Below are 23,475 nucleotides of genomic sequence, written 5' to 3' on the forward strand. Positions count from 1 at the left end.
GTCAGGTCCGTAACAGATCGTCCTCCGGACCGGGCACTTTGCCGGTCCAGGCGGCTTCGAAGAAGGCGACTTCCAGTTTGCTCATCTGGCGGAAAAGGCCCGCAACGCGGGCCTGCTCGGGTTCCGGCAGAGTGGGGCCGATCCGGTCCATTTCCGCCCGGATCCAGGTCACGAAGGCCTCGAAGCCAGGCACGGCGTGCAGGTCAATCCACTCGGCGAGATAAAACGCGTCTGGGCGCGGTTTTCCCGCTTCGCGCTGGCCCCAGGTGAGATAACACCATTCCGCGCAGAGAAGGCATGCAAGGCCTTCGGCGTAACTGCCTTGTCCGGACGATTTCAGCAGGAGCTGCGAGAAAGCGCGGGTCACAGGGCCCTGTGCTGCGGTCTCGTAAACTTGCGGTTCCACACCGAGCGCCTCGAACGAGCGCAGGAAATAGTCGTTTTCCTCCGAGGTCAGCAGAGCCAGGAAACCGGAGAGCCGCGACTTGGCGGGCATTCCGGGGGCTTTGGCGACGAGATATCCCAGAGTGGAAGCGAGATCCGTGACGAAGGTGTAATCCTCGATCAGATAACGCGCATAGGCTTCCTCCGGCATGGTGCCATCGCCGATCGCAACGGTGAAGGGGTGGCTGCACGCATCGCTCCAGTAGGGCTCGGCGCAAGCTGCCAGCCAGTCGGTGAAGCGTCCGCCGGGAGCGCTTTCAAGGAAGTCGGTGAACGACCCGTCAAATTCAGAGGGCATGGGAGAAAACTCGTTGGCGACCTTTGCGAACGCCGGGAATAGGGGATGACAGAGGTGATGCTGTTTTCGCAGCCTGTCAACATCAAAACCTGTCGGTCGCCGGCAATGTTCGGGTTTGTGGCGCTGAGCTGGGTGTTGTCGCTTCATCCCTCGACATAGCGCGTCGAGCTTCCCTGCAAAGAGGAAATCCGGGGCCTGGATCGATGGCTCGGGGGGCTGCTTGGTACGTGTCGGGAACGCGGTTCCCGCTTCAGGACCTTCGCAGTGCCGTCGACCGGATAGCAGCCGGCAGGCCACAAGAAAACGGGCGCCAGAGGCGCCCGTTTGAACTGTCGATCAGGCTGCTGCCTTTTTCGGCGTGATCAGGCCGCGGTTGACGAGAACCTCGGCGATCTGGACGGCGTTGAGCGCCGCGCCCTTGCGCAGGTTGTCGGAAACGACCCAGATGTTGAGGCCGTTTTCAACGGTCGCGTCCTCGCGGATGCGGGAGATGTAGGTCGCATCTTCGCCGGCACTTTCGTATGGCGTGATGTAGCCGCCATCTTCCTGCTTGTCGATGACGAGGCATCCCGGAGCTTCGCGCAGGATGTTGCGGGCTTCTTCAGCGGTGATCTCGTTTTCGAACTCGATGTTGACGCTTTCCGAATGGCCGATGAACACCGGTACGCGAACGGCGGTGCAGGTCACCTTGATGGCCGGATCGAGCATCTTCTTGGTTTCCGCCAACACCTTCCATTCTTCCTTGGTGTAGCCGTCTTCCATGAAGCTGTCGATGTGCGGGATCACGTTGAAGGCGATGCGCTTGGTGAACTTGCTCGGCTCGATCGGATCGTTCACGAAAACCGCACGGGTCTGGTTGAACAGCTCTTCCATCGCTTCCTTGCCGCCGCCGGAAACCGACTGGTAGGTGGAAACGACGACGCGCTTGATCTTTGCGTGATCATGCAGCGGCTTCAGCGCCACGACCAACTGGGCGGTGGAGCAGTTCGGATTGGCAATGATGTTCTTTTTCGTGAAACCGGCAACGGCATCGGCATTCACTTCCGGCACGATCAGCGGCACATCGGCGTCGTAGCGCCATGCGGAAGAGTTATCGATGACAATGCAGCCCTTGGCAGCGATCTTCGGCGACCATTCCTTGGAAACGGTGCCACCGGCGGACATCAGGCAGATGTCGGTGTCGGAGAAATCGTAGTTCTCCATGGCCTGAACCTTCAGCGTCTTGTCGCCGAAGGAGACTTCGGTGCCCTGGGAACGGCGGGAAGCGAGGGCGACGACTTCGTCTGCCGGAAAGCCGCGCTCAGCGAGAATGTCCAGCATCTCGCGTCCGACATTGCCGGTAGCGCCTGCAATTGCGATCTTGAAACCCATCTTTGACTAGTCCTTGTCCGTCTCCCCGCTTCGCCAGCCGCCCGGTTCTGGATGGGCGTGGCCGGCTCCCGGCGCCTCCCATCCCCGGGGAGGCGGGATGAGCGGCACCGTCAAGCGGTGGTCTTGGTGGTCTTGGTAGTGCGTTTAAGAGCGGTTGCGGCAGCCGTCCGGGGCTCGCCGCGCATGAAGGTAGCGCTGGCAAGGGCCTGGGACATCATATCCAGAATGTCGGCTTTCAGCCGGGTCATCGGGGCTCGCAATCGTCAAAACTTGAGACGGCGGTGTTTTTGCCCGGAAATCCCCGCGAGTCAACAAGGAATAGACAGGTGTTGCCAGCTAAGTGAACGAATTGATGCCGTTCGGGAACAGTCGAATAGCTGAAGCCTCGGCAATTTCACCGAAAGAAGACCTTCGCCAGCCTTGTGTACTCGCGTGGATGTGTTCGTTTTTTGCAGGTCAGGTGGCAAAGAGCCGTCCCGGTCCACGGTCCGCCGTCGTCAGGTCCGCCAGATGCATCATGTGCCATGCGAGCGCCAGGTTGGAGCTGATGACGGGTTTGGAAAGACGTTTCTCGCAGGCTTCAATGACAGGCAGTGTGCGCAAGTTGGTGCAGGAGGCAAAGACGGCTTCTATCTCCGGATCCTTGCCAACCTCGCAGATTGCCTCTTCCACGGACCGCAGGCTGATCCTTGCGACCACGGCTTCTTCCGCTTGCCCGAAAGAACCGACACTCAAGGGCGTTATGCCGTTTTCTTCCAGGAGACGGCAGAGTGCGTCGGAGACTTCCTCCACATAGGGCGAGACGATGGCTATCCGTGAGACACCTAGGTGTGCAAGGGCTGCAACGACTGCGCGGGCGGGGTCGGTCACGCGTGCGCCAGGATGAGTTGCCTGGATCGCACCGGCGACCTGATCCGATCCGATCACCGTTGCGCCGGACGTACAGGCATAGGCAATGACGTCGAGTGGGCGCGTTCCAGGCAAGAGGGCCGCGGTGTCCGTCAGCCGGGCCTTCATCTGCATGAGTTTTTCGGAGGTGACTTCGGAAGCGCTCTCGATTCTGGCGTGAAGCAGCGAGACGCCTTCCTGATCAAAGAGGGGCCGAAACTCGCGCTCGATGGTTTCGTCAACCGACAGCAAGATCAGGCCGAAAGCCGCTTTGGTTGCCGATCCCCTGTCGCAGTCGAAGGAAAGTTTCATGCCGCGGTTCCAGGTGTTCTAGCGGGTGATAACAGGAATGTCCGGCCCTGCCGGCACGGTCAGGAATTCGGGCGATCCGTCTAAAATGACGATGTTTTCCTCGTGAACCATCATCCTGCCGGGGCCGAGAGCAAGGCTCGGCTCCAGTGTCAGCACCATGTTTTCTCGAAGTGGGGTCTCGTCGAAGCCGGTCAGGCTGGGCGCTTCGGTAAGCTGCATGCCAAGCCCGTGGCCGAGCCGGCCGACGTCACCTTCGCCCTGGTCCAGCACCTTGGCCATGGCCTGGAACAGATCGGCACAGGTGCGGCCCGGGCGGGCAATTTCGGCGGCTGCCTCAACGGCCCGGACAAGTGTTTCATGGGCGGATCTGACGGCATCGCTGGCCTGGCCGATCGCAAAGTTGCGGTCAAAGTCGCAGAAATAGCCGTTTTTGGTTGCGCCCGTATCCAGCATCAGGACGTCCCCTTCCTGTAGGGGGCGGGCGGAGGGGGGAGAAATGACATCGCCGTAGCCGTCCTGTCCGGCTCCGCCGACCAGATAAGGCACATCGTCCGCACCTTGCTTCAGAAGTTCGATCCGGAAGGACCGGAAAACCTCGTTGAGCGGTTGGCCGGAGTGGAAAAGCTCCGGTGCCCTGGCAAATGCTTCCGAACCGATACCGCAAATCTCGCGCAGGAGAGCAATTTCACGTTCAGATTTCACCATCCTGAGGCTCTGAATCAGACCGGTTCCGTCCAGATATTCAGCGTCGTTTGTGAGATCTCGAAGGCGCTGAAAGTCGCGAAGCGGCATGCGAAGCACGCTTTCCCGCCCCATCGGCATGGCGATTTTCGTGAAGCCCTTGAGGGTGTCCGCGAGCAGGGTGATGCCGTCATCGACGGGGTGCGGGGCGGAAAATACCCGGATATCGTCAATCCAGGTACTTGCCATCAGGTGCGCGCCGATCTGCGGAATGACCGCAATCGGCTTGCCGTTTGCCGGCACCACGAGGAACCAGGGCCGCGTGGGGCTCTGCCAGAACAGGGTCCGGAACCCGGTGAAATAGCGCATTTCGGCTTCGGTCGTGAAAAACAGCGCGTCGATGCCCTGGGAATGCATGGCTTTTTGGGCTGCTTGCGTGCGCGCGGCAAATTCGTCTTCAGGAAAATCCTGTTCAGACATCTTCCGGTCCTTCGGAAAGATAGCAGAGCACCCGGGCTTCCGGTCCGAGGCCGAGGGTTGATGCCCCGCGACCTGCATGTCGAACGGCTGTGATGCCGCCCGCACCGGATGGCGTCGTCGCAATGCCGTTGTTGCCCAGCCAGTCGACCGTTTCCGCCGCCTCGCTATCGGAAACGGTCACGAAGAAATCGGCTTCCCTGGCCAGGTACTTCAGCGCCAGATGCGAGGGTTCCTTGCAGTCTAACCGGCCCATGTTCGACACCGGGCCGGGCGCCGTGACGGGTTTTCCGGCTTCGATGCTGGCCATGAGGGCGGGTGCATATTCTGGCTCTACCACGACGATGGTTACATCACGGCCCCAGGTCAGGCGGGCGCCGACGGCACAGGCGGCGGCAAGTCCGCCGACACCCGCCTGCAGGAAGACATGCGTGGGCGGTGCCTTGATCTGTCGGGCAATTTCCGCGGCCATCACAAGATAGCCCTCCATGACGTCGTGTCCGGCGGCGGTCATGCCCGGCCAGGTGCTGTCCGGCAGCAAGGTCCAGCCTTCGGCGTCGGCGCGTCTCTGGGCTTCCGCCATGCTGTCTTCGTAAGTGGCTCCGGCCCGGACAACATCAGCGCCCCGGGCCTTGAGGCGGGCTTCAAAGGCAGCCGGCACGGTTTCGGCCACGAAGACGACGGCCCTGGCCCCAAATAGCGGAGCGCCTGCCGCAAGGGACATGCCGTGGTTCCCCGCACTCGCACAGACAAAGGTTCTGCCGGTCAGCGCGGAAGCGTGCGACTGGGCAAGTCCGCCCCGAACGCGGCTGTCCGCCAGTTTGGCAATCGCATAGGCCGCGCCAAGTGCCTTGAAGCTGCCAAGACCCATGCGTTGCCGTTCGTCCTTGAGGGCAAGGTTGCCGATAGCAAGACCGGCCGCGAGGTCATTCGCAATCAGCAGCGGGGTTTCATCCGCACGCGGGCATTTCCGAAAAAGGTTCTCTGCTCCGGCGACGTCCTGCGACACGGATCCATCCGCAAGCCCGCTTTGCTCGGGAAGGCCTTTGCCGAGGAAAGGATTTTTCAGTGTTTTCATTATCTGCCCCGCGCGGTTTCCCAGGCAGGTCAGCAGCTCTGAAGGCCGGTTGCAAGCGACTTTCGGAAAATGACGGATAGGAACCAAAGCAGGCCGTCTGGGCAGCGTTTCGTTCCGTCAGATGCGGCAGTCCGCCGAAGAGCTCGTGTAACGTTTCTCCGGCGGGCTGGTTTCAAGGTTGTCGCGTCAGGCGACTGCCTGGCCTTCGCGCGACGTGCGCAGGGTCAGCAGTGCGATGACCAGGGCGATGAGCGCACAGGCGGCAACCGCGCCAACCAATGGCAAAGCTGTCCGGTCGAAGAACGGGCTGCAGACGAGGATCATCACGCCACCGGCAACCATCTGGAAGGTGCCACCGAGGGAGGATGCCATGCCGGCATGTTCGCCATGTTCTTCCAGCGCCATGACCATCACCGGAGCAATGACCTGGCCGAGGCAGGTGTTGCCGATGAAGAAGAGCGCCATCAGAACCGGCAGGTCGTCGATGCCGCTCCACACAAGAATGACCAGCAGGACGTTGGCTGCCGCAAATCCGCTGACGGCCCTCAATGCCACTCTGCCCATGCCGAAGCGCTCACCAAGCGAGGCGGCAAACTGGGAAGACGCAAAGAAGCCGATCGCGTTCAGCGCGAAAACAAGGCTGAAGGCTGTCGGCGTCAACTGGTACTGGGTCATGTAGACCAGCGGTGCGGCAGCGATGAAGACGAAGAAACTCGCCAGCGAGAAGCCACCGATCAGCGTCAGACCCATGAACCTGCTGTCACGCATCAGGTAGATGGCGCTGCGCAGCATTGCTGTCGGGTCGATCTTGCCCCGGCGCTCGGCCGGTAGCGTTTCGGGCAGCAAGAAGGCCATTTGCAGCATGGCGAGAAGGGAAATCACGCCCAGGGCCACAAAGATCAGGCGCCAACTGCCGAACTGGATGATCAGGCTGCCGGCGAGCGGTGCAAGCATCGGCGAAACACTGAAGACCAGCATCACCAGAGCCATCAGCCTGGTCGCCTTTGGTCCGGTGTGGAGGTCGCGGACCACGGCCCGCACGATGACCATCGGCGCGCCGGCACCAAGCGCCTGCACGAAACGGCCGAATGTCAAGGCTGAAACGTCCACCGCGGTCGCGCACATGACCGATCCGATGAGGAAGACGATCAGGCCCAGGAAGGCGGGCAGCTTGCGTCCAAACCGGTCGGCCAGCGGACCGTAGATCAACTGCGCTAACCCGAAAGCGATGAAATAGACCGTGAAGGTCATATGAACCGCAGCGTCGTCCGTCTGCAATGCCTGCACGATTTCCGGCATGGCGGGCAGATAGAGGTCGATGGCAAATGGACCGACAGCAGCGAGAAGCCCCAGCACAATGGCGGAGCGGACAAAACCGATCTGCATTGGAAAATCCGATGAAAAATGCGCCGGAGGCACAAATGCGGGAAAGTCTGGAAGATGGAGGTGGCGGAGATCACCGCCCGGCCTTGATATGATGTAAGTGCTCGAAATGCAAATTCAAGGCTTGCTGGATGATGTCATGAAAGCTTCATGCAACTGTCACCGATATTGTAATCAGGGCCACTAGCTTGCGCGCACCATCAACCCGATATTTTGTGGGAGCGAGTGCAATGGCGGACCTTCGTGGGCGCTTTTTAAAAGGTGTCAGCCTTTCAGTCCTGTTCGGCCTTGGCGCCGTGTCGGCAGCACAGGCAGAGTATTTCGAGCGTATCAACACATTCCCGGTCTACAAGACCCTGCCGGAAGGCGTGGATCAGGCCACCGAAACCGTTGCCGAAATCATCTACGCCACGAAGGACGGCCGCACGCTCGTCTTCACCGACAGCCCGGGCGAAGCCATTGTTTTCGTCAATGCGGCCAACCCGCTGAACCTGCAGCCGATGGGCCGCACCGCGCTTGGTGGTGAGCCGACTTCGGTCGCCGTCGGCGAAACATTCGCCTATGCCGGCGTCAACACGTCCGAAGACTACGTCAATGCGTCCGGCCATCTGGCCGTGATCGCTCTCGACGGTCTTGGGATCACCGCGAAGTGCGACGCCAAGGGTCAGCCGGACAGCGTTGCCATCTCTCCGGACGGCAAGTTTGTTGCAATCGCCATCGAGAACGAGCGCGACGAAGATCTGAACGACGGCGTGATCCCGCAGATGCCGGCCGGCCATCTGGCGATCTTCGATCTGGACGAAACCGGCACGCCGACCAACTGCGACGCGGTTCGCATTGTCGACCTGACGGGTCTTGCCGAAATTGCGCCGACCGATCCGGAGCCGGAGTTCGTTTCGATCAACTCCCAGAACCAGGTTGTCGTCACGCTGCAGGAAAACAACCATATCGCCTTGGTCGATCTGGCCTCCGGTGAAGTTGTCAGCCATTTCTCCGCCGGTACGGCTTCGGCTGAAAACATTCCGGTGTCCAAGGCGCGCATGAGTGATGCGTCCGGTTCGACCGAAAACGTCAAGCGTGAGCCGGATGCGGTTGCCTGGATCGACGACGAGCGTTTCGTGACCGCCAACGAAGGTGACTACGAAGGCGGTTCGCGCGGCTTCACCATCTGGAACACCAAGGGCGAGGTCCTGTTCGACAGCGGCAACCAGATGGAACACCTTGGCATGGCCAACGGCCACTATCCGGCCAAGCGCGCGTCCAAGAAGGGCACCGAACCGGAAGGTGTGACGGTTGGTGAATTCGGCGGTGAAAAGCTGATCTTCGTCAATTCCGAACGCGGCAACTTCGTCGCTGTCTACAAGGACACCGGTGCCGAGCCGGAATTCGTCCAGTTCCTGCCGACCCATGTCGGTCCGGAAGGCTCACTTGCGATCCCGAGCCGTGACCTGTTTGTGGTTGCCAACGAGGTCGACAGTGCGGAAGACAACGTTCGCGCGCAGGTCTCCCTCTACAAGTTTGGTGCGGACGCTCCGTCCTACCCGATGGTCGTGTCCGAAACCGACCCGGAAAAAGGCGCGCCGATCGGCTGGGGCGCATTGTCCGCACTGGCTGCAGACCCGGAAGACGGCAACAAGCTCTACGCCGTCAGCGACAGCTTCTATGACGACGCCCGCATCTACACGCTGGACATCTCTTCCAAACCGGCAAAAATCGTTGCCTATGCAACCGTTCAGGGTGGCAAGCAGGCAAAACTGGACCTGGAAGGCATCTCTGTTTCCAAGGATGGCGGCTTCTGGCTGGCTTCCGAGGGCAATCCGGACAAGGAACTGCAGCACCTGCTGCTGAAGGTCGGCACCGACGGTCAGGTTCAGGAAGAAATCACGCTTCCGGAAGAGCTGAACGCCCAGTCCGCACGTTTCTCCTTTGAAGGCGTCGCCGAGTTCGAAATGGACGGCAAGACGCTGGTGGCCGTCGCCGTTCAGCGTGAATGGAAAGACGACCCGAAGGGCATGGTGAAGCTGGCCATCTACAACCCGGCCGACAAGTCCTGGGGCTTCGTTCACTATCCGCTCGACAAGCCGAAGAGCGCAGCCGGCGGCTGGGTCGGCCTGTCGGAAATCGTCTCCATGGGCGACGGCAAGTTCGCCATTCTGGAGCGCGACAACAAGGGTGGCGAAGACGCAGCCATCAAGCAGATCACCACGATCTCCCTGGAAGGTGTGACCCCGGCCGCCTACGGATCTGAGCTCCCGGTGGTCCAGAAGCGCTACGCCATGGATCTCCTGCCGGCTCTGGCTGAAGGCAAGGGCTGGGTTCTCGACAAGCCGGAAGGCCTGACGATCACCGCCGATGGCCGTCTGATCCTGGTCACCGACAATGACGGTGTCGACGATGCACCGGGTGAAACCCGGTTGATCGACCTCGGCCCGGCAAGCCGCCTGAACTAAGGCACTTCAGACAAAGGTCCTCCCAAGACCTGAGCGAAGGTCCGGCCGCTTTATGCAGCCGGGCCTTTCCTTTTCTGCATTGCCATTTTCAAGCCGTGAAACTTCGTCTTTGCCAGTGCCACAGGGCAGCAAGACTGTGCAGTCCGATGAGTGCTGCAAGCAAAAGCGCCGCGGCATGGTGCAGGCCTGCCGGTGGCAATCCGGCGAAAGCCGCAAGTCCCGGCAATGTGCCATTCGCAATCTTTTCCAGGCTACGGGATAGGACGATCATGCCGATACCGCTGACCAGGAGCAGCAGCGGTACGAGGCGCAAGGCAGCGTGGACGCCCTTGCCGATAGCTTGCTGCAACCCGGAATGAACGGCGAACACCGGCTGAGGGGCCCCCTTTGCCAGCCAAAAGATCGTGCGGACAAGAGCGAGCAGGCCCGCAGACAAGCCAAGTCCCAGATGGGTCCTCAGAAGGTTTGGCGAAAACGGTTCATTGTTCGTCAGGGCATAGCCGGTAGCCAGGGCGCTGATGGTAAGAGCGGCAATCGTCCAGTGCAGCAGCCTGTTTCCGGTTACGGGCAAGGCCGCCATCACTCATCCTCCCGAATGACGTTGTAGAGCGCAGCATGAAAGCTGATGCCCTTGAATTCCGCGACGATGCCGCTTTTGCCGAGTTTCTGGATGGCGGCCTGATAGGCATCGGGACTTTCCCAAAGCGCGATGTTGACCAGCTGGAACTTCGCCTGCGGAGACAGGGACTGGTGCAGGCGCGTGGTGATGTAGCCGGGCTGCTCTTTCAGGAAGTCGCGCGCCTGTTCCCAGCTGCGAACTGCATCGGCAAGACGGTCTTCGGGAACTTCGAAGGAATTGATCAGCGTTACCGGGGCGTTGGTGTTGATTTCACTCGCCATGGCGGAGACTCCCAGGTTGGCGGTCAGGAAGGAAAGTGCTGCCAGATGAATGGCACGGCGTGTCCAGAGTGATGTCATTTCGAACTCCTAATTATATAGCAAGCTATGTTTATTTATATAGGGTGCTATCTATCGTATATGCAAGGGATGACCTTCGAAAAAGATTCCTCCGCCGGGTATCTGGCAAACCACATGGCACGGCTGTTTGCCGCCGGTCTCCATCGCCGCATCCGGCCGCTAGGCCTTTCGCCGGGCCAATTTCCGGCACTGGTCGCTCTTTGGGCAAAGGAAGGACGCACGCAAAAGGAACTCGTGCAATTGCTTGATATCGAACAGGCAACGCTGGCAAACACCCTGGCCCGGATGGAACGGGACGGCTTGATCACCCGCCGGGCGAGTGAAGAAGACGGCCGGGTTCAGGAAATATTCCTGACCGACAAGGCCAAGGTTTTGGAAAAGGAAGCCATCGCGTCTGCGATTGCCCAGAACGGAGAGGCGCTGGAGGGGTTTTCGGAACAGGAAAAGGCGCAGTTCCTGGATTTCATGCACAGAGCCATTTCAGCCATGCAGAAAGCCCAGACCGGCAGTTCCCGATGAGTGCCAGCTTGATGGGCCTGTTCGGCGTCTCCTTTCTGGCTGCCACCCTGCTGCCCGCCCAGTCTGAACTTGGCCTTTCCGGCCTGATTGCACTTGGAACGGAACCCGTCGTTCTGCTGGTTGCGGCGGCAAGCCTTGGCAACACGCTCGGATCAATGGTCAACTGGGGTCTCGGCAGGTCAGCAACCGCCTGGTCGACCGCTTCCTGGTTTCCGGTCAAGCCTGACAAGCTCGCCAAGGCAACGGGCTGGTATCACCGCTACGGACGATGGAGCCTGCTGCTCAGCTGGGCGCCGATTATCGGCGATCCCCTGACATTGGCAGCAGGTGTGCTCAAGGAACCCTTCTGGAGCTTCACCCTGCTGGTCGCGATTGCAAAGACAGCTCGCTATGTCGCAGTCGCGTTGATCACGTTGCAGGTTATCTGAGACTGCGGGCCAGCCGGGGGAATGCGAAACCCTCGCTGCGCGGGACGCTTAACCTTCAAAACGCTCGATCAGATCCCACTTGTTGCCGAAGGGGTCCTGGAAGACGGCAACCTTGCCGTAGGCCTCGTGGCGTGGTGTCTCCAGAAAGGTGACGCCGGCCGTGAGCATCGCCTGATGATCGCGATCAAAGTTGTCGGTGTGCAGGAACAGGAACACACGGCCGCCGGTCTGGTTGCCGATGGCGGCGTGCTGATCGTCACCTTCGGCTTGCGCCAGCAGGAGACGTGTCTCGGAGCTGCCCTTGGGCGCAACCAGTACCCAGCGTTTGCCGCCGCCAAGGTGAGTGTCTTCGACCAGGTTGAAGCCAAGCTTGCCGACATAAAAGTCGATACCCTGGTCATACTCGGGCACGATGAGGGCAATCGCTCCAATCATCTGTTTCATGGCAGGCCGTTTCCTACTGCGCGCGCCGATAGACGGATACGTTCGTGTAGCTTGCAACGTCGACCAGGTGGACGGTTTGCGTCACGGTCAGCGTTCTGCCGTCGTCAGACAGTTCCCGGTCGGCTTTCATGATCGTCAGCCCTCCACGGCGGGCTTCCGAAATGAGGTTGCGATCTCCCTGGAACACGAGACGCATGGCGTCGACCAGTCCGCTTTTGCCAAGACGCACTTCCGGGCCGTCCGGCATTGCCTCGAAAGTGTCGTTGGTGACTTCGCCGTCGGAGGCCACCTGGTTCATCGTGAAGACGGCGACGCCGAAGTTCTCATCGATCTTGAGCGTGGCGCTACGTGGCGGTTCGCCTTGTTCGAAGTCGCTTTCCTCCGTGTCGAGGATCCAGGTGCCGAGAAAGGGGGCGAGTTTGTCTTCGATCATGGGACCAGCGGTATCTTGAAAAGGGAAAGCCGCCACCGGGATAACCGGTGACGGCTCTGCTTGCAATTGGCGATTGCCTGTCAGGCGCTCAAGGCGTCCAGTTCGGCAATGATGGCGTCGCCCATTTCCACGGTGGAAACGGTGGCCTGGCCAGGCCCTGCGATATCTTTCGTCCGCAGGCCCTTGTCGAGAGCGTTGGCGATGGCCTTGTCCAGTTTGTCGGCGGCTGCAACTTCCTCGAAGGAGTAACGCAGCGCCATGCCGAAGCTGGCAATCATGGCGATCGGGTTGGCCGCGCCCGTGCCGGCAATGTCCGGAGCGGAGCCGTGGACGGGCTCATAAAGCGCCTTGCGCTTGCCGGTAACGCCATCCGGTGCGCCGAGCGATGCGGACGGGAGCATGCCGAGCGAACCGGTCAGCATGGCGGCAACGTCGGACAGCATGTCGCCGAAGAGGTTATCCGTCACGATGACGTCGAACTGCTTGGGCCAGCGCACAAGCTGCATGCCGCCGGCGTCAGCCAGCATGTGCTCCAGCTGAACATCCTCGTAGCCGTTCTTGTGCGTCTGGGTAACGACTTCGTTCCACAGTACACCGGACTTCATCACGTTCCGCTTTTCCATGGACGTGACCTTGTTGCCGCGCGTGCGCGCAAGCTCAAAGGCGACGCCGGAAATGCGCTCGATCTCGTAGGTGTCGTAAACTTGCGTGTCGATACCGCGTTTCTGGCCGTTGCCGAGGTCGATGATTTCCTTCGGTTCGCCGAAGTAGACGCCGCCGGTCAGCTCGCGCACGATCAGGATGTCGAGACCTTCGATCACGTCCTTCTTCAGCGACGATGCATCGGCAAGCGCCGGGTAGCAGATGGCCGGGCGCAGGTTGGCGAACAGCTGCATGTCCTTGCGCAAACGCAAAAGGCCGGCTTCCGGGCGAACTTCGTAAGGAACGTCGTCCCACTTGGGCCCGCCGACGGCGCCGAAGATGACCGCGTCGGCAGCCATGGCCTTGGCCATGTCTTCTTCGGAGATCGACTGGCCATGCGCGTCATAGGCGGAACCACCCACCAGGCCTTCGTCGGTTTCAAAGGACATGCCGCCCTTTTCATTGAACCAGGCAATGACCTTTTTCACTTCCTGCATGATTTCCGGGCCAATGCCGTCACCCGGCAGAAGCAGAAGGTTTTGTGAAGCCATGGATGTTCCATCCCGCATTTTGAGAAATCTGATGGCGATGGGTTAGCGCGTCGGCCGTTGTCTTTCAAGATGAAGCCAGTTGCGAAGAACTCAAGCAAGCCGTGGGGAAAGGTCAAGAACGGCTGAAAGGCCCGGAGAGCAGCGGGATTGAAGCCGGTTTCAGGGCGGCTCCGGCAAGGATCAGCCGAGCCAGCCCCGCACTGCCTGGAACAGGAGGTTCAGCGCCAGCGCGGTCATCACCCATTTGAAGCCGGTCTTGAAGCTCTTCTCGTCCATTCGGCCGAGCAGGCGGCTGCCAGCGAGTGTGCCGAGAAAGCCGCTGGCGATCATCAGGACAATCAGTCCCAGCCAGGGCGCAAAGGCAAAGCCGAGCGCGCCGAACGCAATGATCTTGAAGATGTGCATGATCAGCGCGGTGATTGCCTGGTTGGCGACGAACCCGTGGCGCGGCAGGCCGAGGGTCGACAAAACGGCACCGCCGATGGGGCCGGCCGCACCGAAGAACATGGACAGGAACGTGGAGGCAAAACCCGCTGCTGCCATGACCCGTTTCGGCGCCTTGCCGAAATGCGGTGCCTTGCCCCAGACGACCCACAGCACAAACAGGCCGATGCCCGCCTTCAGAACCGCCGGCGGCAATTCCACCGCGATGGCGCCGCCCACGGCTGCGCCAATTGCCGCCCCGACTGCGAACCACAGCGCAATCAGCCAGTCGACATGTTTCAGTTGCACCAGCGCACGCCCGGCGTTCGATCCGAGCTGAACGACACCGTGGACCGGCACCAGGGCACTGGCCGGCATGACGGTTGCCATGATCGCGATCAGCGCGACCCCGCCGCCAAGGCCGACGGCCGCTGTCAGGGCCGAGGTGAAGAAACTCGTGACGATCAGTGTCAGCGATGCAGCAAGGTGCAGCTGATCGGGAAAGAAGAAGCCGGCGATGTCCGACATGTCACGACCATCTCTTGTTGGCGTAGTTGACCGCTTCGCGGACATCCAGTGCGCGGGTGGAATTGCCGCTGCGCAGATAGAAGACCGAGGCCTTGTTTTCTTCCAGATAGACGGCGCGGGGTGCCGGGCTGACGATGACCATCGCCACGTCCTTGCCGTCCACCCTGGAAAAGACCGTGTGGATGTAAGGACAGAGATCTCCGCCGAGTGTTTTGGAAACGATGTCGTTGACGGTGCGCTCGAACGAATCGAGGTCCGGGCTTTTCAGCGTTGCCAGGTCCTTGTCGAGACCAAGCGGTGTGCCGTTGTCGTCAACACCGATCAGAAGATGGCCGCCATCGGCATTGAAGAAGCCGGCAAGGGTCTTGGCGATGACCTTTTCCAGGGACCGGTTGGTCCGGTTTTCCTTCAGGTCCCAGCGCAGCGACGACTTGAACTCCACGCGCCGGTTTTCGCCCTGTTTCAGAAGATCGGGAATGAGCGCGGTCTGCTCTTCGCGCAGCGACCGGTAGGCTTCGGACGTTCGCATGTAGTTGCGGGTGAAGATACCGAAGGCGAGGCCGACAACTGCGCCGAGACCGGTATAGGCAACCGCAACATCCAGATGCCGGGGAAGCAGCACCAGCCACAGGCGCGCCGTCAGAAATTCAAGGAGGTTCGGAGCCGTTTCCGAAAAACGGGCCAGTTCCCACCAGACCACCACAAGGTTCAGCGGGTGGATCACCAGGACACCGACAATGGCCCCGACCACGACATAGGCTGCCAGAAAGGGAAGCTTGAAGGGGGAAAGAGCCATATTTGAAAATCCAAATGAAAACGCCGGTCGGAACCGGCGTCACTCTTAATCCAAAACCTTCCCGCCGTCATCCCGGCCCGTCATCCTGGGTCGGCATCGTGCGAACCGGGATGGCGATGAAGGATTTCACAGGCGGTCAGGCCGCTGCGGGCAGGGCCGTTTCGACCAGTTTCACCCAGTAGGAACAGCCGACAGGGATCAGGTCGTCGTTGAAGTCATAGGCCGGATGGTGCAGGCCCGCGCTGTCGCCGTTGCCGGCGAAGATGAACGCGCCCGGGCGTTCTTCCAGCATGTAGGAGAAATCCTCACCGCCCATCATCGGCTCGATCTCGCGATTGACCTTGCCGACCCCGGCAATGCCTTCGGCGACGGCTGCCGCGAAATCCGTCTGCTCGTCGTGGTTCGCCGTGACCGGATACCCGCGCGTGAACTGCAGAACTGCCTTTGCGCCGAACGCATCGCCAACAGAGGTGACGATGGATTCCATCCGTGCCTGGGCGAGATCCCGCATTTCCGGGCTCAGCGTGCGCACGGTGCCGCGCAGCAGCACTTCCTGCGGAATGACGTTGAAGGCGTTGCCACCCTGGAAAACGGTCACCGACACAACAACTGAATCGAGTGGATTGGCATTGCGGCTGGCGATGGTTTGCAGCGCGGACACCAGTTGCGAGCCGATCACGATCGGGTCGATGGTCTCATGCGGCTTGGCGGCATGGCCGCCCCGGCCGGTGATGGTGATGCGGAATTCGTCGGTCGCGGCCATGATCGGGCCCTTGCGGATGGCGAATTCGCCCACCGGCATGCCCGGGAAGTTGTGCATGCCGTAGACTTCCTCGATCGGCCAGCGGGTCAGAAGACCATCATCGATCATCGCCTTCGCGCCTGCGCCACCTTCTTCGGCCGGCTGGAAGATGACGACGACCGTGCCGTCGAAGTTGCGGGTCTCCGCGAGATATTTTGCAGCGCCCAGCAACATGGCGGTGTGGCCGTCATGGCCGCAGGCGTGCATCTTGCCCGGGATCTTGGAGGCATAGTCCTTGCCGGTGATTTCCTCGATCGGCAGCGCGTCCATGTCGGCACGCAGGCCGATGGTCTTGCCGGCACCACCGTTGCGGCCCTTGATCACGCCAACGACGCCCGTCTTGCCGACGCCCGTTGCGATTTCATCGACACCGAAGCTCTGCAGCAGCTCGGACACCTTCTCGGCAGTCCGCACCGTTTCGTAGAGAATTTCGGGATTTTCGTGAATGTCGCGGCGCCAGGCGGTGATCTCGTCGGCCAGATCCGCGAGGCGATTAACGATGGGCATGAAGGACTCCTAGAAACACATCGGAACAGGAAAGCGCTTTAAGCTTGAACGGCTAACCTATCGCAAGCTGCAAAAAGAGGAAGTGGGATTGCGGAAAAAGTTATGTGCAAGGCGATGGTCTGCAAGACTGATCCGCCACCAGGTCATTCTCCGGATGATTTTTCCTGCAAACGGAAAACGCGCGTGCGTTTGATCTCGTTGTCTTCCAGCGCACCGACCACCGGAACGCTGTAGGCCGCCAGTTCAATCATGCGTGACGAGGGCAGATAGGACCGGCCAGGATCACCGACATAGACCTCGATGTTGTTCACCAGCAACCTGTCGAGAAATGCCAGCACCTTGTCGGCCATGGGCTTGTCGTAGAAAACGTCACCACAGAAGACAAGGTCCGCTTGCGGCGGTTCTCCGGTGGTGATGTCCGCGGTCTCGGTGGTGATCTCCACCTCGTTGAGCGCAGCGTTGAGGCGTGTTGCGGTCAGGGCGTAGGGGTCGATGTCGACCGCGTGGCAGGACGCAGCGCCGGCCTTCATGGCGGCTATGCCGACCAGACCGGAGCCGCAGGCAAAGTCGACAACGCGTTTTCCCGCGACCAGTTCCGGCGTGTCGAGCACGTAGCGGGCAAGTCCCTGGCCGCCAGCCCAGGCAAAGGCCCAGAATGGCGGCGGCAGGCCTAGCTCGCCCAGTTCGTCTTCGGTCTTTTGCCACAGATCCATGGCCTCATCGGCCACATGCAGAAGGATTTCCTCCGCATGCGGCACAGGTTTGACCATGGTCTCCTTCCGGATGAAGGCTGCCGGATCCTTGATAAGGGCCATTCAGGGCGGATCTCTCAGGAGAGGAAGTTAGGCAGGCTCTTTCAGGCCACCCATTTCACAGACGATTTTCCATTCCTCTTCCGTGACCGGCTGAACCGACAGGCGCATGGAGGTGACCAGCGACATCTTGGCAAGGCGCGGTTCGGCCTTGACGTCGGCCAGGGTCACCGGCTTGGGCATGTCACGGACGGCCTTGAAGTCCACGCATTCCCAGCGGGGATCATCGATAGTGGTGTCCGGATGGATGTCACTGCAGACTTCAACGATGCCGACGACTTCCTTGCCGATGTTGGAATGGTAGAAGAACGCCTTGTCGCCGATTTCCATGGCCCGCATGTTGTTGCGTGCCTGGTAGTTCCGGATACCGTCCCACTGCTCACCCTTGTCGCCACGGGCCTTCTGCTGTTCCCAGGACCATTTGTCGGGTTCGGACTTGATCAGCCAGTACTGCACTCAGTTTGCCTCCGGGTTCTTGATTGCCCAGTTCCAGGGGCGGATCTCGACGCTTTCGAACAAACCGGCGCGGGCGTAGGGATCTTCCTGGGAGATCGCCAGGATCTCGTCGCGGTTGGAGGCTTCGATCACAACCAGCGAGCCGGTCATGTTGCCGTCGTCGTCAAGAAACGGGCCGGCTGCCTTGAGGCTGTCGCCGAGGCCTTTCAGGAAGTCGAGATGGGCGGCGCGGTTGTCGAGGCGCGTCTGCAGGGCACCGGGCTTGTCGGTGCAGATCAGGGCATAGAGCATGAAGAATTCCCCGGGTTGGTCGAATCTGCGTCGAACCTAGGGCCGGGGCGGGGGAAACTCAATGGGGGAAAGAAAGGAGAGGTGCATCACACCCTGTGCAAGCGGCCCATCCTTCGAGACGCCTGGCGTTGCCCGGCTCCTCAGGATGAGGGAGCTGTTCTCCCCTTCGTGGCAGGGCAACTGACTTTGGACTAAAGACAGGCAGCAAGCACAAGTGTCACCCCGGGCGAGCAACGCGAGACCCGGGGGCTACTCGTTTCCAGAGAGCCGGAATGGGTTGTGCCTCTTCAGGGCACCTTGTCTGCTTCGGCAAGCGGCGCGGCGAGTGGGCCCCGGATCTGCGCTTCGCTTGTCCGGGGTGACGCCGTGGGGATGAGGATATCGCTCATATGCCAATCCCCTATCACAAGCGGAAAGAGAGCCAGGCGCCGGCTTGTGCCTATGTCGAAGGCCGGTTTCGTCGAGACGGGGTCAAAGCCCTGCCGTTTCCGATTTCAGCGGGCGTGCCATCAGGGTGTTGAGGGCGTCGTCGATGGTCAGGTCCTCGTCGATCATCCTGGCGACGGTCTCGCAGATCGGTACTTCGACATCGTATTTGCGGGCCAGCTTGACTGCGACGCGGGCGGAATAGGCGCCTTCCGCGAGCTTGCCACCTGCCGAAATCAGCTCGGAAGCCATGAAGCCTTCGCCGAGCCGCAGCCCGAAGGAAAAGTTGCGCGACTGGCTGGACGAACAGGTGAGCACAAGGTCTCCCAGACCGGAAAGGCCTGTCAGGGTTTCACCCTGTGCGCCCATGGCGGTGCCGAGGCGAGACAGTTCGGCAAAGCCGCGTGCGGTCAGGGCCGCCTGGGCACTGGCGCCGAGCTTGCGGCCGACCACGGCCCCGCAGGCGATCGCGAGCACATTTTTGAGGGCGCCGCCGATCTGTGCACCGAGAATGTCGATCGAGGCATAGGGCCGGAAACAGGGCGATTGCATCGCTTCGCACAGGCTGAGCGCGGTCTTGGCCGAATTGGCGGCAACGGTGACGGCAGTCGGCAGGCCCTTGGCGACGTCGTCGGCAAAGCTCGGGCCGGACAGGACGCCCGGTTCGACGCCGGGCAGTTCCTCGCTCATGACCTTGGACAAGAGCTTGCCGGAGGATTGTTCGATGCCCTTGGCGCACAGCACGACGGGACCGCGTACCTTGCCGGTCTGTTTCAGGGCAGCCAGCATCGCACGTGTTGTCTGGGCGGGTGTCACCAGCAAGATGGCATCGGCGTCGGCAACCTCTTCCAGCGAAGATGTCGCTTCCAGTTCCTCGTCAAAGGTGATTCCCGGCAGATACCTCGGGTTCTGCCGACGGGACCTGATATCGGAGACCGTACCGGGATCACGCGCCCAAAGGCGCACTTCCCGTCCGGCACGGGCTGCGGTCAGGGCCAGGGCCGTGCCCCAGGCGCCACCGCCAACGACGCCGATAGACCTAATGGCGCCCATTGCTCTGCCTTTCCACGCGCGTCCGTAATGTTTCAAGTTGCGCTCCAAACCCTTCAAAAAAGCGGGCCTCGGTCGGCGCATCCATGGTGAACAGGTCAATCCAGAACAGACGGAACCTTATCGGGGGACCGCCTGCGTTCGGTGACATTTCGAAATGTTCCCATTCTGTCGCGGGCTTTTCACGAATTCGGCCGTGAAAATGCCGCCGGCGATGCAAGCCGTCGAGACAACGGGGAACATCTTTGAAGATATGGTCCTGGTCGGCGAACGATTCGAGCGCGATATCCAACGAAAGTCCGGTCTCCTCGGCAAATTCTCTCCTGGCAGCCTGCAGATAGCTTTCGCCGGGGTCGACCGTGCCTCCGGGAACCTGAAGGCCGGCGTTCGGGAAATCGGGTTCCACAAACACGAGAAGCTCTGTTCCACAGGTCAGGTAGACATAGGCCTTTTGGTAGATCAGCACGGGCAGGTCCTTGAAAGAACTGTTGTTTATGCCGCGTTGGCGAGGCGTGTCACACGTTTGCGCAGGGCATCGAGGGGCGCGCCGAAGGCTGCGAAGAAGTTTTCCTCGTCGCTTGCCCGTTCGCCAAACAGGTCAACCCAGAAGAAACGGTAGCGAATCGGATCGCCGCCGCTGCTGGGATGCATTTCGTAATGTTCCCACTCGCTCTTCGGCCGGGCACCAAGGCGGACATGGTAGTTGCGGCGGATGTGTCGGCCAAGCAGCGGACGGTTGGGTGCGGGCCGGTACTGTCCGACGGGAGGGATCGTTTCGAACGGGATATCCTGACTGGAAAATTGATCAAAGGCCACGTCCAGTTCGAGGCCGGTTTCCTCGGCAAATTCCCGCATGGCGCCATGCAGAAAGCTTTCGCCCGGATCGATGGTGCCACCCGGAACCTGCAGGCCCAGATGAGGCGTGTCCGGTTCGTCGAAGACCAGAAGGTCCGTGCCGCAGGTCAGGTAGACATAGGCCTTGTGGTAGACGCGCATTTCTCAGAACAGTCCTTGTTGGAAGGCTGAAGTTTCCTAACAGGGTCTTTGATCGCGCAAAAGGGTCGGTGGGAAATTGAGTGATGATTTACAGGTCCACACCCTAGACCTTGGCTCCCTTTTTACCCGCGCCGAGCACACCGGCATTGGCTGAATCCAGCGGCCAGCGAGGCCTGGGTGACAGGCTCATGTCGTCCACGGGGCCAAGTCGAAGCCGCTCGATACCGGCCCAGGCGATCATTGCTGCATTGTCGGTGCAAAGGCGCATGGGCGGCGCGATGAAACGGGCATCTGCCTCTTCTGCCGCAGCCAGAAGACTGTTGCGGATTTCCTGGTTCGCCGCGACACCGCCAGCCACAACGATTGCCGGTTTGACACCCGGGTGGCGTGTCCGGAAGAGATCGAGTGCGGAGCGGGTGCGGGCTGCCAAAACGTCGGACACAGATCGCTGAAACGCCGCGCAGAGGTCGGCAATCGTCTGTTCATCGACAGGTTCAAGCTTTTTCGCCTGGGTGCGAAGGGCCGTCTTCAGTCCGGCGAAGGACATGTCGAGGCCCGGGCGATCCAGAAGCGGACGCGGCAGGCGGAAGCGGGTGACGTCGCCCTTGGCAGCCATTTTTTCTACATGCGGGCCGCCGGGATAGGGCAGGCCCAGCAGTTTGGCTGTCTTGTCGAAAGCTTCGCCAATTGCATCGTCGATGGTCGTGCCGAGACGTTCATAGTCCCCGACGCCGCGCACCAGCAGGAACTGGCTGTGGCCGCCGGAGACGAGCAGCAAGAGGAACGGGAACTCGAGATCGTCGGTTAGGCGCGCGGTCAGGGCGTGGCCTTCCAGGTGATTTACGCCGACGATCGGCTTTCCCGCTGCCATGGCGATGGCCTTGGCGGTCATGAAGCCGACGATGACGCCACCGATGAGGCCGGGACCGGCAGTTGCGGCAATCGCGTCGATATCGTCCCAGCCGCAACCGGCCTCGTTCATGGCTTCGGCAACGATGCGGTCGAGGATCTCGATGTGGGCACGGGCGGCAATTTCCGGCACCACGCCACCGAATTCTGTATGCTCGTCGATCTGCGAACGGATCGTATTGGAGAGGATCTTCTTGTGCGCAGGGCCGCACACCACCGCTGCTGCGGTTTCGTCGCAGCTGGTTTCAATGCCCAGGACCGTCAGATTGGTCGCATTGTCATCTGTTTTGACTGAGGTCATTGGTCTAAGTGCGGTTGCCTGTGTTAGGACATCCGAAAAGACATAAATCGGTGCCCGTCATTTCTGCCGGGCGTAGCATCTGGACGGTAAACCTTGCAATCAAATCCTTTGCGTATCGGAACAAGGGGCAGCGCGCTGGCGCTGGCACAGGCCCACGAAACCCGCGACAGGCTGATGGCGGCCCATGATCTGGCCGAAGACGCGTTCGAGATCGTGGTCATCAAGACCTCCGGCGACAGGATCCAGGACAGGCCGCTGTCGGAAGTCGGTGGCAAGGGGCTGTTCACGAAGGAAATCGAGGAAGCGCTTCTGGACGGGCGGATCGATCTTGCCGTTCATTCGTCCAAGGACATGCCGACGGTCCTGCCGGATGGTCTGGCTTTGACGGCCTTCCTGCCGCGGGAAGATGTGCGCGATGCGTTCCTGTCGCCCAAGGCAAAGACCCTGACCGATCTGCCGCAGGGCGCCGTCGTCGGGTCCAGTTCGCTGCGGCGCCAGGCGATGATCAAGCGGCTGCGCCCGGATATCGAAGTGGTGATGTACCGCGGCAACCTGCAGACACGCCTGCGCAAGCTGGCAGAGGGCGAGGTGGACGCAACACTTCTGGCGGCTGCCGGTCTGCGCCGGTTGGGCCTGGAAGCGGAAATCACCAGCCTTCTGGAAACCGACCAGTTTCTGCCGGCTGTCGGCCAAGGTGCGATCTGCATCGAAAGCCGGGCGGACGACAAGGCTACCCTTGAAATGCTGGCGGCAATTCACGACGCGGCAACGCAGATCCGCCTTGATGCGGAGCGCGCCTTCCTAGCTGTTCTGGACGGGTCTTGCCGCACGCCCATCGGCGGTCTGGCAACACTCGAAGGCGATACGATGCACTTCCGAGGGATTGTGCTGAAGCCGGACGGATCGGCCGCGCATGAGGCATCGGGCAGTGGGCCTGCGGCAGAGGCCGCGCGGATCGGCCGGTCTGTCGGGGAAGATCTGAAAACCCGGATGGGACCGGACTTTCTGGCAGGAGCCTGACCCGGTCATGCGCTTTCTGGTGACACGCCCCCAGCCGGATTGCCGGCGGACCGCTGAAAAACTGCGGGCGTTGGGGCATGTTGCCGATGAAGCTCCCGTTCTGAAAACCGTTGAAGTGCGGTCGGCAAAAATCGGGCCGGAGGGCGTGTCGGCGCTGGCGTTTTCCAGCCGGCGGTCGGTCGCCGTCCTGTTAGCGCAGGGCCGGATCGATGCCTTGCGGAGCTTGCCGGTTTTCACGGTGGGCGACGCGACCGCACTCGCCTGCCGGGAAGCGGGCTTTTCAAACATACTTTCGGCCAGCGGGGATATCGCTGCGCTGGCTCAGCTGATTCTCGATAGTCGGAGCGGATTGTCTTCAGGGGCCGTCCTTTATCCTGCTGCCGAGGATCGGGCGGGGGATCTGGAGGGACTTCTCGCCGCAGGGGGCATTTCCTGTCGCACCGTCGTGCTTTACCGCATGGAGCCGGCGGAAAGCCTGCCTTCTGCCGTGGTTGACGGCCTTCGCCAGAATGCCTTTGATGGTGTCTTCATTTATTCCAAACGCACGGCTGAAGCTTTTCTGGCGCTGGTTCGCAGGCACGGTCTCGACCATATTTTTTCCAGGTTGCCTGTTTATGCCCTTTCGCGGCAGTCGGCCGAGCCCCTATTTGAGGTAAGCCAGGTGCGTATTGCAGCTGCGCCGAACGAAAGCGCCTTGATGGATCTGGCTTTAACACAGTGTTAACCAGATCCGGGGGAGTCGTTCTTTTGCAGCGCGCAAAAGTCTTTGCTGCGGCGGTAC

27 protein-coding genes are annotated in these 23,475 nt (G+C 60.9%); 5 read left to right on the forward strand and 22 right to left on the reverse strand.

The window, feature by feature from the left end; genetic code table 11:
- Position 1 precedes the first annotated feature (1 nt).
- From HCG46_RS22880 to HCG46_RS22910, 7 genes are all read right to left on the reverse strand, one after another.
- A complete protein-coding gene (locus HCG46_RS22880; RefSeq protein ID WP_168687462.1) occupies positions 2-742 on the reverse strand; it encodes a TenA family protein in 741 nt (246 codons plus the stop codon).
- Positions 743-1,078: 336 nt separating this feature from the next.
- Positions 1,079-2,113 (reverse strand): aspartate-semialdehyde dehydrogenase, encoded by a 1,035-nt coding sequence (locus HCG46_RS22885; protein WP_023002877.1) that lies wholly within the window; start codon positions 2,111-2,113, stop codon positions 1,079-1,081.
- A 110-nt stretch (positions 2,114-2,223) separates the two neighbouring features.
- Entirely contained in the window at positions 2,224-2,361 is a 138-nt protein-coding gene (locus tag HCG46_RS22890) for a hypothetical protein (RefSeq protein ID WP_006937785.1), read from the reverse strand.
- A gap of 208 nt (positions 2,362-2,569) precedes the next feature.
- Entirely contained in the window at positions 2,570-3,313 is a 744-nt protein-coding gene (locus HCG46_RS22895; protein ID WP_168687464.1) for an aspartate/glutamate racemase family protein, read from the reverse strand.
- 18 nt (positions 3,314-3,331) lie between these two features.
- Positions 3,332-4,474, reverse strand: a complete 1,143-nt coding sequence (locus tag HCG46_RS22900) for a Xaa-Pro peptidase family protein (RefSeq protein WP_168687466.1) — start codon at positions 4,472-4,474, stop codon at positions 3,332-3,334.
- Positions 4,467-5,549, reverse strand: a complete 1,083-nt coding sequence (locus HCG46_RS22905) for a pyridoxal-phosphate dependent enzyme (protein ID WP_168687468.1) — start codon at positions 5,547-5,549, stop codon at positions 4,467-4,469. The genes HCG46_RS22900 and HCG46_RS22905 overlap by 8 nt, the downstream gene beginning before the upstream one ends.
- Positions 5,550-5,735: 186 nt before the next feature.
- Entirely contained in the window at positions 5,736-6,935 is a 1,200-nt protein-coding gene (locus HCG46_RS22910) for a multidrug effflux MFS transporter (RefSeq protein WP_055659725.1), read from the reverse strand.
- Positions 6,936-7,162: 227 nt separating this feature from the next.
- Here HCG46_RS22910 and HCG46_RS22915 point away from each other — a divergent pair, with 227 nt between their 5' ends.
- Complete coding sequence (locus HCG46_RS22915; RefSeq protein ID WP_168687469.1) at positions 7,163-9,382, forward strand: esterase-like activity of phytase family protein; 2,220 nt, start codon at positions 7,163-7,165, stop codon at positions 9,380-9,382.
- 88 nt (positions 9,383-9,470) lie between these two features.
- Here HCG46_RS22915 and HCG46_RS22920 read toward each other — a convergent pair whose 3' ends face one another.
- Entirely contained in the window at positions 9,471-9,962 is a 492-nt protein-coding gene (locus HCG46_RS22920; RefSeq protein ID WP_168687470.1) for a cytochrome b/b6 domain-containing protein, read from the reverse strand.
- Positions 9,962-10,360, reverse strand: a complete 399-nt coding sequence (locus HCG46_RS22925; RefSeq protein WP_168687472.1) for an antibiotic biosynthesis monooxygenase family protein — start codon at positions 10,358-10,360, stop codon at positions 9,962-9,964. The genes HCG46_RS22920 and HCG46_RS22925 overlap by 1 nt, the downstream gene beginning before the upstream one ends.
- A 69-nt stretch (positions 10,361-10,429) precedes the next feature.
- Between HCG46_RS22925 and HCG46_RS22930 the strand changes: the two genes are divergently transcribed.
- Complete coding sequence (locus HCG46_RS22930) at positions 10,430-10,879, forward strand: MarR family transcriptional regulator (RefSeq protein WP_023002888.1); 450 nt, start codon at positions 10,430-10,432, stop codon at positions 10,877-10,879.
- Positions 10,876-11,307: a YqaA family protein gene (locus HCG46_RS22935; RefSeq protein ID WP_055659715.1), complete on the forward strand. Its 432-nt coding sequence runs from the start codon at positions 10,876-10,878 to the stop codon at positions 11,305-11,307. Before HCG46_RS22930 ends, HCG46_RS22935 begins: the two co-directional genes overlap by 4 nt.
- Positions 11,308-11,355: 48 nt before the next feature.
- Here HCG46_RS22935 and HCG46_RS22940 read toward each other — a convergent pair whose 3' ends face one another.
- From HCG46_RS22940 to tsaD, 13 genes are all read right to left on the reverse strand, one after another.
- Positions 11,356-11,751, reverse strand: coding sequence for a VOC family protein (locus HCG46_RS22940; RefSeq protein ID WP_168687474.1), 396 nt, complete (start codon positions 11,749-11,751; stop codon positions 11,356-11,358).
- A 13-nt stretch (positions 11,752-11,764) separates the two neighbouring features.
- Positions 11,765-12,184, reverse strand: a complete 420-nt coding sequence (locus HCG46_RS22945; protein ID WP_023002891.1) for a hypothetical protein — start codon at positions 12,182-12,184, stop codon at positions 11,765-11,767.
- Positions 12,185-12,264: 80 nt separating this feature from the next.
- Complete coding sequence (leuB, locus tag HCG46_RS22950) at positions 12,265-13,377, reverse strand: 3-isopropylmalate dehydrogenase (protein WP_168687476.1); 1,113 nt, start codon at positions 13,375-13,377, stop codon at positions 12,265-12,267.
- Between the two features lie 180 nt (positions 13,378-13,557).
- Positions 13,558-14,328, reverse strand: coding sequence for a sulfite exporter TauE/SafE family protein (locus tag HCG46_RS22955; RefSeq protein WP_168687477.1), 771 nt, complete (start codon positions 14,326-14,328; stop codon positions 13,558-13,560).
- A 1-nt stretch (position 14,329) separates the two neighbouring features.
- Entirely contained in the window at positions 14,330-15,124 is a 795-nt protein-coding gene (locus HCG46_RS22960) for an ATP-binding protein (RefSeq protein WP_023002894.1), read from the reverse strand.
- Positions 15,125-15,260: 136 nt separating this feature from the next.
- The gene (locus tag HCG46_RS22965) at positions 15,261-16,433 is read right to left on the reverse strand and encodes a M20 aminoacylase family protein (protein WP_168687479.1); all 1,173 of its coding nucleotides are present in this window, start codon (positions 16,431-16,433) and stop codon (positions 15,261-15,263) included.
- Positions 16,434-16,576: 143 nt separating this feature from the next.
- A complete protein-coding gene (locus HCG46_RS22970; RefSeq protein WP_168687480.1) occupies positions 16,577-17,248 on the reverse strand; it encodes a methyltransferase in 672 nt (223 codons plus the stop codon).
- A gap of 27 nt (positions 17,249-17,275) precedes the next feature.
- Positions 17,276-17,701, reverse strand: coding sequence for an EVE domain-containing protein (locus HCG46_RS22975; protein WP_023002897.1), 426 nt, complete (start codon positions 17,699-17,701; stop codon positions 17,276-17,278).
- The gene (locus HCG46_RS22980) at positions 17,702-17,992 is read right to left on the reverse strand and encodes a YciI-like protein (RefSeq protein WP_055659704.1); all 291 of its coding nucleotides are present in this window, start codon (positions 17,990-17,992) and stop codon (positions 17,702-17,704) included.
- A 471-nt stretch (positions 17,993-18,463) separates the two neighbouring features.
- Complete coding sequence (locus tag HCG46_RS22985) at positions 18,464-19,471, reverse strand: NAD(P)H-dependent glycerol-3-phosphate dehydrogenase (protein WP_023002899.1); 1,008 nt, start codon at positions 19,469-19,471, stop codon at positions 18,464-18,466.
- Complete coding sequence (locus tag HCG46_RS22990) at positions 19,458-19,934, reverse strand: NUDIX domain-containing protein (RefSeq protein WP_055659702.1); 477 nt, start codon at positions 19,932-19,934, stop codon at positions 19,458-19,460. The genes HCG46_RS22985 and HCG46_RS22990 overlap by 14 nt, the downstream gene beginning before the upstream one ends.
- 26 nt (positions 19,935-19,960) lie before the next feature.
- Positions 19,961-20,464 carry an NUDIX domain-containing protein gene (locus HCG46_RS22995; protein WP_168687481.1) on the reverse strand — a complete coding sequence of 168 codons (504 nt, stop codon included), beginning with the start codon at positions 20,462-20,464 and terminating at the stop codon, positions 19,961-19,963.
- Positions 20,465-20,567: 103 nt separating this feature from the next.
- Positions 20,568-21,674, reverse strand: coding sequence for a tRNA (adenosine(37)-N6)-threonylcarbamoyltransferase complex transferase subunit TsaD (tsaD, locus tag HCG46_RS23000; RefSeq protein WP_062486703.1), 1,107 nt, complete (start codon positions 21,672-21,674; stop codon positions 20,568-20,570).
- A 93-nt stretch (positions 21,675-21,767) separates the two neighbouring features.
- On the opposite strand from tsaD, the gene hemC reads away from it, so the two are divergent.
- Together hemC and HCG46_RS23010 are read left to right on the forward strand one after the other, a co-directional pair.
- A complete protein-coding gene (gene hemC / locus HCG46_RS23005; RefSeq protein ID WP_031270219.1) occupies positions 21,768-22,694 on the forward strand; it encodes a hydroxymethylbilane synthase in 927 nt (308 codons plus the stop codon).
- 7 nt (positions 22,695-22,701) lie between these two features.
- On the forward strand, positions 22,702-23,418 hold the full coding sequence (locus HCG46_RS23010) for a uroporphyrinogen-III synthase (RefSeq protein ID WP_168687483.1): 717 nt from the start codon (positions 22,702-22,704) through the stop codon (positions 23,416-23,418).
- Positions 23,419-23,475 lie beyond the last annotated feature (57 nt).

It is taken from the genome of Labrenzia sp. PO1, from assembly GCF_012273635.1.
GTDB lineage: Bacteria > Pseudomonadota > Alphaproteobacteria > Rhizobiales > Stappiaceae > Roseibium > Roseibium algicola.